We start from the raw sequence: 14,286 nt of genomic DNA on the forward strand, positions 1-14,286 counted from the left end.
GTCGCTCTTGCGCGCATTCCGTGTTTGCACGTCCTGTGATCCGTCGTACACTGTAACCGCAAGCGGAAGTACAATAGCAATCACTCCAGTGAACGTGGCTCCTCGGCGCGATGCGCCGAGAGAGGGGACGTCTGTTGCCGACTCAGTCCGATGGAGGACGATCGACGCACGCTGAATTGCAAATTCCCTCGCGGCGCGCTCACGAGACGCAATCAACAAACACAAGAGTGGGAGGAAGTGCAAATGAGGAAGCAGTGGCTCAGCTCGGCCTTGCCTGTCGTTGTCGTTGCAACACTTGCAGCGTCGGCGGCAGTGGCTCAAGCCGTGGATACGGCCCGGATCGAGGCCGCCGGCCAGAACGATTGGCTCACCTATCACGGTTCGTACAAATCCCATCATTACAGCCCGCTTGCGCAGATCAATGCGAGCAATGTCGGCAATCTCGGCGTGGCGTGGATGCACATTCCCGGACGATCGACGCGCGGGCTGCAGTCGATGCCGCTCGTCGCCGATGGCGTTCTGTATTACTCGGGTTCTTACAGCCGTGTCTTCGCGCTGAACGGCGCGACCGGCGAGGTCATCTGGTCGTTCTTTCCGGAGCTGGATGAGGCACTCATCAGCCGGCAGACCCACTCTCCCTACAACCGCGGTGTAGCTCTCGGCGAAGGCAAGGTTTTCGTCGGCACGATGGATGGTCGTCTCTTCGGGCTGGATGCGAAAACCGGCAAGGTCCTCTGGGAGACCAGGCTGATCGACTCGCAGAAGCTCACGGTCGGCTTCACCGGCGCGCCGCTCTACGCGAAGGGGAGTGTGATCATCGGCGCGCAAGGCGGCGAATGGCCGGGCCGCGGCCCGATCTTCGCGGTCGATGCCACCACTGGAAAGAAGAAGTGGGAGTTCCTGACGGTCGCCGGCACCGATGAGGCCATGAAGACCTGGGGTGGCGATTCCTGGCGCACCGGCGGTGGTGGCGGCTGGATGCCGGGCACCTACGATTCCGAGACCAACACCATCCTGTGGGGCACCGCGAACCCGGCGCCGCTCTACGATTGGTCGGGCGCCGACTACAAGACGCAAGGCGCGCGTCCCGGCGACAATCTCTACACGAGTTCGGTGATCGGGCTCGATATCGATACCGGCAAGCTGAAATTCTACCATCAGGAACTGCCGCACGATGCCTGGGACTTCGACAGCGCCGTCGGCGAGTTCGTGATGCTCGAGCGTGACGGCCAGAAATACGTGGTTCATCCGAACAAGGGCGGCTTCGTCTTCGTCTACGACCGCAATCTCAAAGTGAAGAACGTCTGGCGGCTGGTCGAGAACATCAACTTCGTCAAGGATATCGACCCCAAGACCGGCGCGCTGATCGGCCGCCGCGATTTCCCGGTCGGGAAGGTCACCGAACCGCCGCTGTGTCCATTCATCGGCGGCGGCATCAGCTGGAACGCCGGCTCATACAGCCCGAAGACCGGTCTCTATTACAAGATCGGACAGGAATGGTGCATGACGCTGGATATCCAGAAGACGACGCCGGTCACCGCGCCGCAGGTCCAGCTCAACATCGGTGCCGATTTCAAGATGGCGCCTCCTCCGGGCGGCGAGATCTACGGACACCTCGACGCGCGCGACCCCATCACGGGAGCGAAGAAATGGGAAGTTCGCTATCCCGAGCCGCCGCTTGGAAGCGTGCTGTCGACCGCGGGCAATCTCGTCTTCGTGCCTGATTCCCGCGGCGTGCTGCATGCCTATGATGCCGAGACCGGGGCCGAGCTGTGGAAGCACAACAACGGCACCGGCCATCAGGGCGGCATCGTCAGCTACTCCGTCGGCGGCAAGCAATATATCGCCGTGACAGCGGGCTTCGGCGGCATGCTGGCGGACGAGTATGCGCCGAACTTCGGCGGCGTCTACAAGAGCATGCCGCGTGACGACGGCGCCTTGGTCGTCTTCAGCCTGAAATAGTTTGCCGCAGATGTTCTGGTCATGGAGCGGGCGCAAGCCCGCTCCATGGTCGATTGTAGCAGCCGTGCGCGGTTCAGGAATGGAGCGTACCTGTTGAGACTGCCTTTCAAAACGATTCCGGCGGGGCTGGGCGCCTCGTTGCTGTGGGCTGCGATGGCTCAAGCACAATCTGCGACGCCCGTGCCGGAGAACGCGACGTTCGAGGTCGAGCAGGTGTTCGCGGGGACTTGCGGCTTCTGTCACTCCGACGGTGGCCGGGCAGCCGGCAAGGGACCACAACTGATGAATTCGCCGCGCGACGACGAGTTCATTCGCAATCGCATCAAGCACGGCAAGCAAGGGGCGATGCCGGCTTTCGACGGCGCCTTCACCGACGTCCAGATCGACCAGATCGTCAAATACATCCGCGCCTTGAAACCGCGCGAGGGCTGAAACGCAGAGAACGCGGAATGAAGGCATTTGTCCCGGTCATCGTCGCTGCCGCCATCGTTCTGTCGGGACCGGCCCAGGCGCGAACCCTGGACGCGATCCGCTCGAGCGGCGTGATCGGGCTGTGCGCGCATCCCAACTCGCTTCCCTTCGCGCGCAAGGCCGGCGATCCACCCGGCTTTCAAGTCGAGATGGGGCAGGTGCTGGCGCGCGAGCTCGGTGTCGCGCTGAGGCTCGACTGGATCATCACGCAGTACCAGATGCGCAGCGCCGGATGCGACATTCTTCTGGACATCATCGCCGACCGCGAAGCGCAAGGCGAAACCCGCTTGAAAATCTCGAAACCGTACTATCGCACGGGCGTCGCGCTCGCGGTGCCGTCATCCAGCACACTCACGTCTTTTGCTAGCCTCAACGAGTCGACCAAGGTCGGCGTGCAGGTTGGATCGATCGCAGCCATGATCATCGGTCGGCGGCGCGTGCCCCTATCGACCTTCGGCTTCGAGAGCGACAGCCTGGAGGCCGTGTCGAACCGCGAGATCGATGCCGCCGCGGTTACGCCTACTGCGGCGAGCTATTTCAATCTGACGCATCCGGACAATCCGCTCCGGATCCTGGATCGCGATGAGAGCACGGCCGATCTGAACTGGAATGTCAGCGTCGGCATGGTCCGCCCGGACGATGCGTTGCGCGAAGCCATCGACGAGGCCGTGGAGCGGCTGCGAAGCGACGGCACGATCGACCGGATCTACGGCCGCTATGGCATCGTCCTGCAGGCGCCGAAATAGCTGAATCGCGTGCAAGAACGACGTCGTCCTGGGGAAGCCGGGACGACGTCGCTGCCGTGCGAAATACGGAGATCGCGTTTGGCCTTACGCCGCCGCCTTCTTCCGCGCGAGCTCGGCCTTGTACAGCTCGAACTCCTCCGCGATCGCCTTGGCAATCGAAGGTCGCTGACGCAGGCGCTCGTAATACGCCTTCACGTTTGGCCATTTCGCAAGCTCGATCGGCGGCGTCGCCATGGTCCAGTTGATGACCGTGACGAGATAAGCGTCGGCCACGCTGAAATGGTCGAGCAGGAACTCGCGCCCCTTCAGGTAGTCGTCGAGATAGTCGATCCGCGACAGGTTCTTCTCCAGCGCATAGGCCTTCGTCTCCTGCGGCGCCTTGCGGTCGAGCAAGGGGAGGAAGAGACCCTTGTGCAGCTCGGTGCCGATGAAGCAGAGCCATTGATGCAGCCGGGTGCGCTCGATACCTGCGGTGGCGCCGAGTCCGGATTGCGGGAAACGGTCCGCGACATATTGCAGGATCGCGGCGTTCTCGGTCAGCACCACGCCCTCGTCTGTGCGCAGCGTCGGCACCAGGCCGATCGGATTGACGGTGCGGAAGTCGGAGCCGTCGTTCAGCACGGTCTTGGTCGGCGGATCGACTTCGAGATAATTCGCCTCGGCGCCGGCTTCATACAGCGCGACGCGTGTCGCCATCGAGCAGGCGAGCGGCGAGAAATAGAGATCCATCTGTAGCCTCCTTGGGCAATTCCTCTTTGGGTGTCGCTCAACCTGGCCAGATTGATTTTTGTACCATCTTGCATAATATGAGTGTGGTCAAGGATTATTTTGCGAGATGGTACAAAAATCGAAGCCGCCAGCTGCTGCCAATCAGCCCGAGCGCCGCGGCGAACCCGAGCGCCGCGGCCAACCTAAGCGCCGCGGCCGTCCCCGCGCCTACGAGCCCGATATCGCGCTCGGCAAGGCGCTCGACCTGTTCCGCAAGCAGGGTTTTGCGGCCACCTCGCTCGACGATCTCAGCGCAGCGACCGGCATGAACCGGCCGAGCCTTTACGGTGCCTTCGGCGACAAGCGCGAGCTCTACATCAAGAGCTATCAGCGCTATCGCGAGGAGGCTGCCGCTTCCATGGTCGAGATCTTTCGCCAGGAGATGCCGCTGCGCCAGCGGCTGGAGCGCATCTATGCGGCCGCGCTGGACATCTACCTGTCCGGCGACACCGGGCCGCGCGGTTGCTTCACGGTCGTGACCGCGGCCTCCGAGGCGGTCGGCGATCCCGAGATCCGCGCCATGGTGCTGGACGGCCTCACCGGGCTCGACAAGGCGTTTGCCAGTTGCTTCCGCCGCGCCAAGGAGAAAGGCGAACTGCCGGAGAGCGCCGATCCGGTCGCGCTGGCGCAGATCGCATCGGCCACCATCCACACCATCGCCATCCGCTCGCGCGCCCGCGTGCCGCGCAAGGAACTCGAGGCGATCGTGAAGGGCGCGATCGACGTGATGGTGGGGGTCGGGACCAGGGCCTGAGCTACGCGGCGCGAATCTGCGCGAGGAAACGATCCACCTCTTCGCGCAGCCGCTGCGATTGCCTGGCAAGCTCGACTGCCGAGCCCAGCACCTCCTCGGCGGCGGTGCCCGTCGCTGCGATACCATCGGTGACGCCCGCGATGTTTTGCGAGACTTCGCCGGTGCGGGCCGCGGCCTGCTGGACGTTTTGCGCAATCTCCTGCGTTGCCGTGCCCTGCTGGCCGACGGCGGCGGCAATCGCGGCCGAGATCTCGTCGACTTGCTGGATGGTTCCGCATATCGACTGGATGCCGTCAACCGCGCCTGATGTCTCGCCTTGCACGGCGGTGACCTGTGCGCCGATCTCCTCGGTCGCCTTCGCGGTCTGCGTTGCCAGCGCCTTCACTTCGGACGCCACCACGGCAAAACCGCGGCCGGCTTCGCCCGCGCGCGCCGCCTCGATCGTCGCGTTCAGCGCGAGCAGGTTGGTCTGACCGGCGATGCCGTTGATGAAGGAGACGACGTCGCCGATCTTCTGCGCGGCATCGGCGAGGCTCTGCACGCGCGCATTCGACCGCTGACCGTCGCTGGCGGCCTTGCCGACGACCTCGGTCGCGTGGGCGAGGCGGCGGCTGATCTCCGTCATGGACGAGGACAGCTCTTCCGCGGCTGCCGCAACCGTCTGCACGTTCTCGGAAGCCAGCGCCGAGGCCGAGGAGACCATCCGGGTCTGCTGCCGCGACTGTTCGACGATGGCCGACATCGATCGCGCCGTATGCTCCATCTCGACCGCGGCCAGGACACCGTGGTGACGACGTCGCGGATGCTGGCTTCGAAATTGTCGGCGAGCGCCGCGAAGGTCCGCCGCTTCTCCGCTTCGGACTGGGCCTTGGCCTCGAATTGTTCGGCCTGAAGCTTGCTGAAGCTCACGGCATTGTCGCGGAACACCGCGACCGCCTTCACCATCGCGCCGACTTCGTCATTCGTCGTGCTGACGGGAACGTCAACATCGAGCCGGCCGTCGGCGAGCTCGCGCATCACTGATGTGATCGACAGGATCGGACGCGCGATGCTGCGGGCGATCAGATAGCCGACGATCGCGGCCAGCACGAGCCCGAGCGCGGCGATACCGAGCGAAAGCCACCAGGCGCGATCGGCGGAAGCGACATAGTCGGCATTGTCCATCACCAGCTCGACGGCGCCGAGCGGCTTGCCGGAAAAGTCCTTGATCGGTCCCAGCAGGGCGGCGACCGGCGTACTGTCGAGCTTGCCCTGCCGCACCGTGAAGTCGCCGCCGGCGGCCCGGCCGTAGTCGGTCGCATCGAAGAAGCTCTTGCCCTTCAGCGTGCCGCCGAACAGCTTGAAGCCGGAACCATCGGCGAGATGGAAGGCGACGTCGACATGGCGATTGGCTTTGAAGTCGTCGAGGAAGGACTGGCCGAAGGTCAGGCCGAATTCGACGCTGCCGAGATGCTTAGCCGCTTGCGCGATCGGCACCACGCCGCGGATGCCGAGACCGGCGACGCCGCCCTCGAGACCGACCACGACCTTGCGGTCCTGGTTGGCGGCGACGACCGTCTTGCGAAAGCCCGAGAGGTCGTCGCCGAACTTGGCGGGTTGGTGCACGCGCAGGAACGAGGTTGCCGGCGCCATATGAAACTGGAACTGCTCGACGCCATACTCCGATTTGGTCGCGGCGAACACTGGTCCGAACAGGGCGATGAGCGCGTTGCGGTCCTGTTTCGCCATTGCATCCTGCGTCGCCGGCATCGCGGCAACTACGGTGCTCATGGCGGCGGCGCGGCGGGATTCCTCGGCGATGCGCGACAACAGGGCGTCATAATGACTGCGCAACTCGCGCTGGTCGGCGCGGTCGATGATCCCGCCGATGATCCACATCGCGCCGAGCACGGCAAACAGGGTGGTCGCCGCGGCCGTCACCGCCAGCGCAACCGTAATCCGCATCCTGAGGCCGAGGCTCGCCCGCATGTCCGACTCGTTGTTTGAGCGTTGATTAACAACGCCTATCAACTTCTCGCTAAGAGAGGGTGAACGTGGCGGGGAACGCGGTGGTTGTGGGGGAGGTGGGCGCCGGCCAAAAGCACAGCCGTCGTCCCCGCGCAGCGCGGGGACGACATCGAGGGTGTAGAGTCGGCGTGCCCTAATACCCCCTTGCGCGGTCCACCACGTTCTCCAGCGCGCCGCCCGCCTCGAACCGGGCGATCTGCTCGGCGACATAGGCCGAGATCGCCTCCGCGTCGGTGTCGGCGGCGTTGTGCGGGGTCAGCAGCACCTTGGGATGGGTCCAGAACCGGCTGTCCTTCGGCTGCGGCTCCTGCACGAAGACGTCGAGCGAGGCGGCGCCCAGCGTGCCGTCGTCGAGGCAGGCGAGAATATCGGCCTCGTTCTGCAGACCGCCGCGGCCGGCATTGATCAGCACCGGCGCACCGAGCGGGCTGCTGCGGCTCAGCTTTGCGAAGACGTCGCGGTTGAGGAGGCCGTGCGTGTCAGGCGTCAGAGGCAACAATGACACCAGAATGTCGGTCTTGCGCAGGAACGCGTCCATGCCTGCAGTGCCATGGAAGCATTCGACGCCCTTGATCGTCCGCGGGCTGCGGCTCCAGCCGGCGACGCGGAAGCCGAGCCGCCGCAACACGTCTGCGGCATCCGCACCCAGCGTGCCCAACCCCATGACGCCGACGGTGACGGCGCTCGCCGGCCACTGATATTTCGGCTCCCAGCGCTTCTCGCGCTGCGATTGCCTGAGGTAAAGCTCCTGGCGGTGATGCATCAGCACGTGCAGCACGACATATTCGGTCATGCGATTGGTGAGATCGGGCACGGCGACGCGCACCAGCGGCACGTCGGGCAGGCTCTTGTCGGCCATCAGCGCGTCGACGCCGGCGCCGAGATTGAAGATCGCACGCAGATTGGGGAATGCACCGAGATCGCCGGGCACCGGCTTCCACACCGCCGCATAGTGCACCTCGGCCGGATCGAGCCCGGGATCGGGCAGCAGCACCACGCGGCGGCCGGCGCAGACCGAATTGAACCGGGCCTTCCAGCGCTCCGGCAGCCAGTTCTGCTGCGTGCTGTTGATCAGGACGGCCAGTGTACCTTTGGTCATTCGAAGTGCCTCGTCGGGTTCCGCTTTTGGAGGCCCTCCTTGGCACGATCTGCCGGATTTTTCTTGCAAATTTTTTCCGCAGCCCTGTCGGCGCGGGGCATATTGGCGCGTCTTTAGAGCAGACGAGGAAAGTGCCGCCCATGCTTTACGCCATTCTTTGCTATCACGATGAGGACTTCGTCGGCTCCTGGAGCAAGGACCAGGACGAGGCCGTGATGAAGAAGCTTGCCGTGGTGCAGGAGAAGCTCACCAAGCAGGGCCGGCTCGGGCCGGTGGCGCGGCTGTTGCCGACGACCGCGGCGGCGACCCTGCGCAAGGAGGATCCGCCGCTGGTGCTCGACGGCCCCTATGCCGAGACCAAGGAGCAGCTCCTCGGCTTCTACATCGTCGACTGCAAGAACCTCGATGACGCGCTCGACGTCGCGCGCGAGTTGGGCTCTGCCAATCCCGGCGGCGCCTATGAGGTCCGTCCCGTCGGCGTGTTCCGGCCCGGAGGAAACCTGACGTGAGCGAGGCCGATACCGCCTGGATCGAGACTGCGCTGACCTCGGCGCGACCCCAGGCGGTCGGGGCGCTGCTGCGCTATTTCCGCGACCTCGACACCGCAGAGGAGGCATTTCAGAACGCCTGCCTGCGCGCGCTGAAAACCTGGCCGCAGAACGGGCCGCCGCGCGATCCCGCAGCTTGGCTGATCATGGTCGGCCGCAACGTCGCGATCGACGAGGTGCGGCGCGCCCGCAAGCAGCAGCCGCTGCCCGAGGACGACCAGGCGATCTCCGACCTCGGCGACGCCGAAGGCGTGCTCGCCGAGCGGCTCGACGGCTCGCATTATCGCGACGACATTTTGCGGCTGATGTTCATCTGCTGCCATCCAGGGCTGCCGGCGACGCAGCAGATCGCGCTGGCGTTGCGCATCGTCTCGGGCCTCACGGTGAAGCAGATCGCGCGTGCCTTCCTGGTTTCGGACGCCGCGATGGAGCAGCGCATCACGCGCGCCAAGGCGAAGGTCGCCGAGGCCGGGACACCGTTCGAGACGCCCGGCGCGGTCGAGCGCTCCGAACGGCTCGCCGGCGTCGCCGCGATGATCTACCTGATCTTCAACGAAGGCTATTCGGCGAGTGGCGACACAGCCGAAATCAGGAAGCCGCTGTGCGAGGAGGCGATCCGGCTGGCGCGGCTGCTGCTGCGGCTGTTTCCGAGCGAGCCGGAGATCATGGGCCTGACGGCGCTGATCCTGTTGCAGCACGCGCGTAGCGCCGCGCGCTTTGCCGAGGACGGATCGCTGATCCTGCTGGACGATCAGGATCGTTCCTTGTGGAACGGCACCATGATCGCGGAAGGCCTCGCGCTGATCGACAAGGCGATGCGCCACCGCCGCAGCGGGCCCTACCAGATCCAGGCCGCGATCGCCGCGCTGCATGCGCGCGCAGCGACGCCGGAGGAGACCGACTGGACCCAGATCGACCTGCTCTACGGCGCGCTCGAAGTGGTGCAGCCCTCGCCGGTGGTGACGCTCAACCGCGCCGTCGCGGTCTCCAAGGTGCGCGGGCCGCAGGCCGCGCTCGATCTGATCGAGCCCTTAGCGCCGAAGCTCGCCAACTACTTCCATTTCTACGGCGTGCGCGGCGCCTTCCTGATGCAGCTCGGCCGCAACGACGAAGCCCGCGTCGCCTTCGACCGTGCCATCGCGCTCGCCAATACGTCCGCCGAAGCCGCTCACATTCGCATGCATCTCGACCGCCTGATCCGGGACAGCCAGCCGAAGGGAGCCAATGGCGGCGCCAGGCAGGGCGCGAAGGCGAAGTAGGCCCGTCTGCTTCCACGTCGTCATGCCCGGGCTTGTCCCGGGCATCCACGGTCTTTCCCTCCGCACCAAGAACGTGGATGGCCGGGACAAGCCCGGCCATGACGTGGGGTGGGCAGTGTGCCAAAGAATTTCTGCCCCATTGTCGGCCGGGGTCTGCCCCGTTCGTCCTAGGCTCCGTATCCCGGAGAACCATTCATGCTGAAAGCCATTGCCATCATTGCCATCGTGCTTGCGATCGGAATTGCCGGCATCCTGGTCTTTGCACTGACAAAACCCGATACCTTCCGTGTGGAACGCTCGCTCACGCTGAAGGCGCCGGCCGATGCGATCTATCCGCATGTCGCCGATTTCCACCGCTGGACCGCCTGGTCGCCCTACGAGACCCGCGATCCCGCCATGAAGCGGACGTTCGGCGGAACCGCGGCAGGCAAGGGTGCGACCTATGCCTGGGACGGCAACAACAATGTCGGCGCCGGCCATATGGAGATCCTGGAGGCGAACGGGCCCTCCAAGCTCCGCATCAGGCTCGATTTCGAGCGGCCGTTCGAAGGTCACAACACCGCCGAGTTCACCTTTGTGCCGCAAGGCGATGCCACACTGGTCACATGGGCGATGTACGGTCCGGCCCCGTTCCTGTCCAAGCTGATGCAGGTGTTCATCAACATGGACAGCATGATCGGCAAGGATTTCGAGGCAGGTCTCGCCGGCCTGAAGAAGCTCACCGAGAAGCAATAAGCCTCACTGCAAACGAAGAGGAGAGAAACGATGCTCAATCCCTATCTGTTCTACCAGGACACTTGCGAAGCGGCATTCAACTATTACGCCAAGGTTTTGGGCGGCAAGATCGATGCGATGATGCGCGCATCGGATGCTCCGCCGGAGGTGCCGGCCACGCCCGGCCGCGAGAAGATGATCATGCATGCGCGCATGTCGTTTCCCGACGGCAGCGTGCTGATGGCCTCCGACGCGCCGGGCGAGCACTTTCACAAGCCGCAGGGCTTCTCGATCTCGCTCACGGTCAAGGACCCCGCAGATGGCGAGCGCAAGTTCAACGCGCTCGCCGACGGCGGCAGCATCACCATGCCCTTCAGCAAGACGTTCTGGGCCAAAGGCTTTGGCATGTGCGTCGACAAGTTCGGCATTCCCTGGATGGTGAACTGCCCGGCGGAAGGCATGTGACGGGCGCGCGCGATCCGTCGAGTTGCGATCCCCTCTCTCCAATGCTTGCGGGAGAGGGGACACGCATGGACTCGTTGCGTCACGCGCCGCTCGGCCGTTTGTCCTCTCACCGGATTGATCCGCTGACGTCCTCGCGCGGCGGCGACGACTCCACGCAGCGAGGGCAGATCATGAGCTTGCTGCCGAGCTGCCTGTCGTTCTCCGCCTGTATTTCGTCATGGACCGCCCACCACGCCTCGGAATATGGGCGCAAGGTGCCGAGCACCCGCTCCCGTTCCTGATTGGGATCACGTGCCGCGGGCGCGTCGTTCGTGACGCGCCGCTTCGCGACATGAGGACGGTTCGGATCCTTGCCAAGACCATCCCACGCGATGGAGCGACCTTCCTGCGCTGCAGCGCCTGCGCATCCGATCAGCGCTGTGCAAAAAGTGAGCAAGATGAAGCCGTGTCGAATCATGCCGGGCCTTCGCTGCGTATGCGACGCGCAGAATCCGCGTGAGACACGCGCATCGCGTTGGTTCAATGGAACTCAAGGCAAACCAAACTTGCCGGCATGGGCGAATGTGAGTCGTGCTTTCGCATCACTTTGCGGGCGAGTTGCGGCCGCTTCGTGAAAAAAACCAACTGCATCGCACAACAATTGGCGCAATATTGGGCTGTGATCTGCACGCCAGAATCGCTATTGGTGATTCATAAAAGTTACAAACTGGGATGGACGTCACTAAGAAGGAGCGACCGATGGCGGCGGCGCTACAGATCAATTTTGCTCTTTGGGGAATGCTCATCTGCGCCAGCGTAAAGCTGGTACCGGTGATACAGACTCTCTTCTGAAGGCAGCCAGCGCCTGATGGCGCAGATCACCCGGCGCGACGCTGCATGCGAGCGCAGGGAACATGGCGCACGGCCTCGGATCAGCCAAGCAAATCGCCTTCAATGTGACGCGGTTCACGGAGCTCGTTCCCGTCACACGCGTGGCAGCTGCCTGTGTCGTCACCGACACCGCGGGTAGATCGCGGCGAGATCGCGCCCTTTCAACAGCAGCAGCCGTGAGCTCAAGCCGCCGCGGCGGCTGATCCAGTCGCGCACCGGGCCGGGATAGGCGGCAAGGACCGCGACCGATGCCTCCGGCTCGGCATAGAAGCGCCCGCGCCGGTCCACCGAGCGCGCGGCGTGGAAGCCGAACACGGCGCGCTTGGTGACGCAGATGCGCTCGCCCGGCACGATGCTCAGCACCAGCGTGCAGGCGGACAGGCAGGGACCGTCGATCACCACGCGCTCGCCGCTCTCGCGCACTTTCTCGAACAGATCGAGGAACGGCCCGACCTGTCCGCCCGGAGACTGGATGATGCGGATCTCTGCCGCGGCGGGCGTGACGGCGAGCAGCGCGGATGCAAGCATCAAGGCTTTGAGCAAGGTGACGCGTTGCATGGAGTCTCCACCAACTTAGGTTTTGTAGGGTGGGCAAAGCGTAGCGTGCCCACCATCCGCACTGCAAATTTGGGATCGATGGTGGGCACGGCGCGTTGCGCCTTTGCCCACCCTACAAATCGTGCGCCTACCCGTTGCGCCTCTGGCCGCGCAGCGTCGGCAGGCCGATACCCGCCGCATCGAAGCCGCCATCCACGGCCAAAATTTGGCCGGTGATGTAGCTGGCGCGGCCGGAGCACAGGAAATAGATCGCTTCCGCGAGCTCCTCTTCCAGGCCGTAGCGGTTGAGCGGAATGGCGTCGTGATAGTCGGCGCGGATCTCCTTGGTGTGCACCTGCTTCGCCATCGCGGTGTCGACCGGCCCCGGCGCGACCGCGTTGACGCGGATGTTGAGGGAGGCGAGTTCGACCGCGAGCTGCTTGGTGAGGTGCGCAAGGCCCGCCTTGCTGGTGCCGTAGGCCGAGCGCAGCGTCGAAGCGCGCACAGCCGAGATCGAGGTGATGTTGACGATGGCGCCGCCATTGCCGTCGCGCATCAGGGGCACCGCGGCCTTGGTGCAGAGGAACGGTCCGGTGAGGTTGACGTCGAGCACGCGGCGCCAGTCGGCCTCTGACGTCTCCATCAGCGGCGCGAACACCGCGATGCCGGCATTGTTGACCAGCGCATCCAACCGGCCGAACCGCCGCTCGATCGTCGTCATTGCGGCGCCGACTGCGGCCGCGTCCGAAACGTCGCAGGTCAGCGCCAGCGTCGCCTCGCTTTGGCCGATTTCGGCGACGGCGCGGCCGAGCAGTTCGCCCTCGATGTCGAGCAGCGCCACGCGCCAACCCTCGGCCAAGAATTTCTTCGCGGTCGCAAGCCCGATGCCACGTGCGGCTCCGGTGACGAGGGCGACTTTTTGCGGGGCTTGCGGCATTGGCTGATCTGTCCTGTGTCCGGGAGGGCGCGCGAAAGCGCCGGCCCCTTTTACTTCGGTTTCGTTCCGGCATGAAAGGTCTCGAGCCGTGCCGATCGAGCCCGATGCGGCCCGGAATGCGCCAGCTGCGGTTGCGCTGCGGCCTCCAAAAAATTTCTGTCCCGCTGTCGGCTCGGCAGAAGGTCGTTCGTCTTGGAGGGGAACGCGGGCCAGCCGTTTCCGCCCGCAGGACACATCGGAATGACTGAGAGCAGCGAGGAAGTTCCATGCGATTCATGATGCTGATGATCCCGCTCGGCTACGAGAACGCGCCGCCGGAGGTGCAGCTCGATCCCGAGCGCGTTGCGGCGATGATGCGTTACAACGAGGCGCTGAAGGATGCGGGCGTACTGATCACGCTCGACGGCCTGCACCCGCCCTCGATGGGCGCACGCGTCTCGTTTGCCACCGGCAAGCCCATCGTCACGGACGGGCCGTTCGCGGAAGCCAAGGAAGTCCTGGGCGGCTACTGGATGATCGAGGTCGCCTCGCGCGCCGAGGCGATCGCCTGGGCGAAGAAGTGTCCTGCCTCGCCCAACGAGATCATCGAGATCCGGCAGGTGCAGGAGATCGCCGACTATTCGCCCGAAGTGCAGGAGGTCATGGCCGGGTTTGGCGACCTGAAGACGTAGACGAGACAGCCTCTGCGATTTCCCAATCAATCAACCTGAGGAGAAAACCCATGAGCACTGAACACAAATTCCTCGCCGTCTATCTCGGCAGCATGAGCGGCACGAAAATGGCGGCCTGGCGCGCGCTGCCCGAAGCCGAACGGAAGGCGAAGGAGCAGGAGGGCATGGCTGCCTGGCACGGCTGGGTCGAGAAGCACATATCCGTCATCGTCGAGATGGGCGGCCCGCTCGGCAAGACCCGCAGGATCGACGCGAATGGCATCACCGAGGTCAGCAACGCGCTGACCGGTTTCACGGTGGTGCGCGCCGCCTCGCAGGAGGAAGCTGCAAAGCTGTTCGAGAACCATCCGCATTTTGCGATCTTCCCGGGCGAGGCGATCGAGGTCATGCCCGTGCTGCCGCTTCCGCAGATGTAGGTCCGGGTAATCGTCATTCCGGGGTCGATGCGTCGCAGCGCCCCGGAATGACGGTGAAAATA

General features: G+C 64.6%; 15 protein-coding genes and 1 pseudogene. 10 read left to right on the forward strand and 6 right to left on the reverse strand.

Annotated features, from left to right (window positions below):
• Window positions 1-243: 243 nt before the first annotated feature.
• The 3 genes from JQ566_RS12175 to JQ566_RS12185 all read left to right on the forward strand — a co-directional run bounded on the left by JQ566_RS12175 (window position 244) and on the right by JQ566_RS12185 (window position 3,179).
• Window positions 244-1,962 carry a pyrroloquinoline quinone-dependent dehydrogenase gene (locus JQ566_RS12175; RefSeq protein ID WP_212372467.1) on the forward strand — a complete coding sequence of 573 codons (1,719 nt, stop codon included), beginning with the start codon at window positions 244-246 and terminating at the stop codon, window positions 1,960-1,962.
• A 93-nt stretch (window positions 1,963-2,055) separates the two neighbouring features.
• Window positions 2,056-2,394, forward strand: coding sequence for a c-type cytochrome (locus JQ566_RS12180; RefSeq protein WP_249139389.1), 339 nt, complete (start codon window positions 2,056-2,058; stop codon window positions 2,392-2,394).
• Between the two features lie 17 nt (window positions 2,395-2,411).
• Window positions 2,412-3,179, forward strand: a complete 768-nt coding sequence (locus JQ566_RS12185) for a substrate-binding periplasmic protein (protein ID WP_212372469.1) — start codon at window positions 2,412-2,414, stop codon at window positions 3,177-3,179.
• Between the two features lie 84 nt (window positions 3,180-3,263).
• Here the strand turns inward: JQ566_RS12185 and JQ566_RS12190 are convergent, their stop codons facing one another.
• Window positions 3,264-3,908, reverse strand: a complete 645-nt coding sequence (locus JQ566_RS12190) for a glutathione binding-like protein (RefSeq protein ID WP_212372470.1) — start codon at window positions 3,906-3,908, stop codon at window positions 3,264-3,266.
• Window positions 3,909-4,014: 106 nt separating this feature from the next.
• Here JQ566_RS12190 and JQ566_RS12195 point away from each other — a divergent pair, with 106 nt between their 5' ends.
• A complete protein-coding gene (locus JQ566_RS12195) occupies window positions 4,015-4,701 on the forward strand; it encodes a TetR/AcrR family transcriptional regulator (RefSeq protein ID WP_212372471.1) in 687 nt (228 codons plus the stop codon).
• A gap of 1 nt (window position 4,702) precedes the next feature.
• Here the strand turns inward: JQ566_RS12195 and JQ566_RS12200 are convergent.
• A pseudogene (locus JQ566_RS12200) lies at window positions 4,703-6,669 on the reverse strand (methyl-accepting chemotaxis protein).
• A 172-nt stretch (window positions 6,670-6,841) separates the two neighbouring features.
• Complete coding sequence (locus JQ566_RS12205; protein WP_212372472.1) at window positions 6,842-7,807, reverse strand: 2-hydroxyacid dehydrogenase; 966 nt, start codon at window positions 7,805-7,807, stop codon at window positions 6,842-6,844.
• Window positions 7,808-7,947: 140 nt separating this feature from the next.
• Between JQ566_RS12205 and JQ566_RS12210 the strand changes: the two genes are divergently transcribed.
• The 4 genes from JQ566_RS12210 (at window position 7,948) to JQ566_RS12225 (ending at window position 10,793) form a co-directional block, all read left to right on the forward strand.
• On the forward strand, window positions 7,948-8,316 hold the full coding sequence (locus tag JQ566_RS12210) for a YciI family protein (RefSeq protein WP_212372473.1): 369 nt from the start codon (window positions 7,948-7,950) through the stop codon (window positions 8,314-8,316).
• On the forward strand, window positions 8,313-9,614 hold the full coding sequence (locus JQ566_RS12215; protein WP_212372474.1) for an RNA polymerase sigma factor: 1,302 nt from the start codon (window positions 8,313-8,315) through the stop codon (window positions 9,612-9,614). The genes JQ566_RS12210 and JQ566_RS12215 overlap by 4 nt, the downstream gene beginning before the upstream one ends.
• A gap of 195 nt (window positions 9,615-9,809) precedes the next feature.
• Window positions 9,810-10,349: an SRPBCC family protein gene (locus tag JQ566_RS12220; protein ID WP_212372475.1), complete on the forward strand. Its 540-nt coding sequence runs from the start codon at window positions 9,810-9,812 to the stop codon at window positions 10,347-10,349.
• Window positions 10,350-10,379: 30 nt separating this feature from the next.
• Entirely contained in the window at window positions 10,380-10,793 is a 414-nt protein-coding gene (locus JQ566_RS12225; RefSeq protein ID WP_212372476.1) for a VOC family protein, read from the forward strand.
• Window positions 10,794-10,899: 106 nt separating this feature from the next.
• Here JQ566_RS12225 and JQ566_RS12230 read toward each other — a convergent pair whose 3' ends face one another.
• The 3 genes from JQ566_RS12230 to JQ566_RS12240 form a co-directional block, all read right to left on the reverse strand.
• Window positions 10,900-11,250 carry a hypothetical protein gene (locus JQ566_RS12230; protein ID WP_212372477.1) on the reverse strand — a complete coding sequence of 117 codons (351 nt, stop codon included), beginning with the start codon at window positions 11,248-11,250 and terminating at the stop codon, window positions 10,900-10,902.
• A 533-nt stretch (window positions 11,251-11,783) separates the two neighbouring features.
• Window positions 11,784-12,221, reverse strand: a complete 438-nt coding sequence (locus tag JQ566_RS12235) for a hypothetical protein (protein WP_212372478.1) — start codon at window positions 12,219-12,221, stop codon at window positions 11,784-11,786.
• A gap of 127 nt (window positions 12,222-12,348) precedes the next feature.
• Window positions 12,349-13,137, reverse strand: coding sequence for an SDR family NAD(P)-dependent oxidoreductase (locus tag JQ566_RS12240; RefSeq protein WP_212372479.1), 789 nt, complete (start codon window positions 13,135-13,137; stop codon window positions 12,349-12,351).
• A 266-nt stretch (window positions 13,138-13,403) separates the two neighbouring features.
• On the opposite strand from JQ566_RS12240, the gene JQ566_RS12245 reads away from it, so the two are divergent.
• Together JQ566_RS12245 and JQ566_RS12250 are read left to right on the forward strand one after the other, a co-directional pair.
• Entirely contained in the window at window positions 13,404-13,808 is a 405-nt protein-coding gene (locus JQ566_RS12245; RefSeq protein WP_212372480.1) for a YciI family protein, read from the forward strand.
• A gap of 50 nt (window positions 13,809-13,858) precedes the next feature.
• Entirely contained in the window at window positions 13,859-14,224 is a 366-nt protein-coding gene (locus JQ566_RS12250) for a YciI family protein (RefSeq protein ID WP_212372481.1), read from the forward strand.
• Window positions 14,225-14,286 lie beyond the last annotated feature (62 nt).

It is taken from the genome of Bradyrhizobium sp. SZCCT0231 (assembly GCF_018130245.1).
Lineage (GTDB): Bacteria > Pseudomonadota > Alphaproteobacteria > Rhizobiales > Xanthobacteraceae > Bradyrhizobium > Bradyrhizobium japonicum_F.

Bases quoted from the DNA above. Each gene is read 5' to 3' on its own strand.
- JQ566_RS12240 (WP_212372479.1), bottom strand. From the start codon at position 13,137: ATGCCGCAAGCCCCGCAAAAAGTCGCCCTCGTCACCGGAGCCGCACGT.
- JQ566_RS12250 (WP_212372481.1), top strand. From the start codon at position 13,859: ATGAGCACTGAACACAAATTCCTCGCCGTCTATCTCGGCAGCATGAGC.
- JQ566_RS12190 (WP_212372470.1), bottom strand. From the start codon at position 3,908: ATGGATCTCTATTTCTCGCCGCTCGCCTGCTCGATGGCGACACGCGTC.
- JQ566_RS12210 (WP_212372473.1), top strand. From the start codon at position 7,948: ATGCTTTACGCCATTCTTTGCTATCACGATGAGGACTTCGTCGGCTCC.
- JQ566_RS12185 (WP_212372469.1), top strand. From the start codon at position 2,412: ATGAAGGCATTTGTCCCGGTCATCGTCGCTGCCGCCATCGTTCTGTCG.
- JQ566_RS12225 (WP_212372476.1), top strand. From the start codon at position 10,380: ATGCTCAATCCCTATCTGTTCTACCAGGACACTTGCGAAGCGGCATTC.
- JQ566_RS12195 (WP_212372471.1), top strand. From the start codon at position 4,015: ATGGTACAAAAATCGAAGCCGCCAGCTGCTGCCAATCAGCCCGAGCGC.
- JQ566_RS12175 (WP_212372467.1), top strand. From the start codon at position 244: ATGAGGAAGCAGTGGCTCAGCTCGGCCTTGCCTGTCGTTGTCGTTGCA.
- JQ566_RS12245 (WP_212372480.1), top strand. From the start codon at position 13,404: ATGCGATTCATGATGCTGATGATCCCGCTCGGCTACGAGAACGCGCCG.
- JQ566_RS12235 (WP_212372478.1), bottom strand. From the start codon at position 12,221: ATGCAACGCGTCACCTTGCTCAAAGCCTTGATGCTTGCATCCGCGCTG.
- JQ566_RS12230 (WP_212372477.1), bottom strand. From the start codon at position 11,250: ATGATTCGACACGGCTTCATCTTGCTCACTTTTTGCACAGCGCTGATC.
- JQ566_RS12205 (WP_212372472.1), bottom strand. From the start codon at position 7,807: ATGACCAAAGGTACACTGGCCGTCCTGATCAACAGCACGCAGCAGAAC.
- JQ566_RS12220 (WP_212372475.1), top strand. From the start codon at position 9,810: ATGCTGAAAGCCATTGCCATCATTGCCATCGTGCTTGCGATCGGAATT.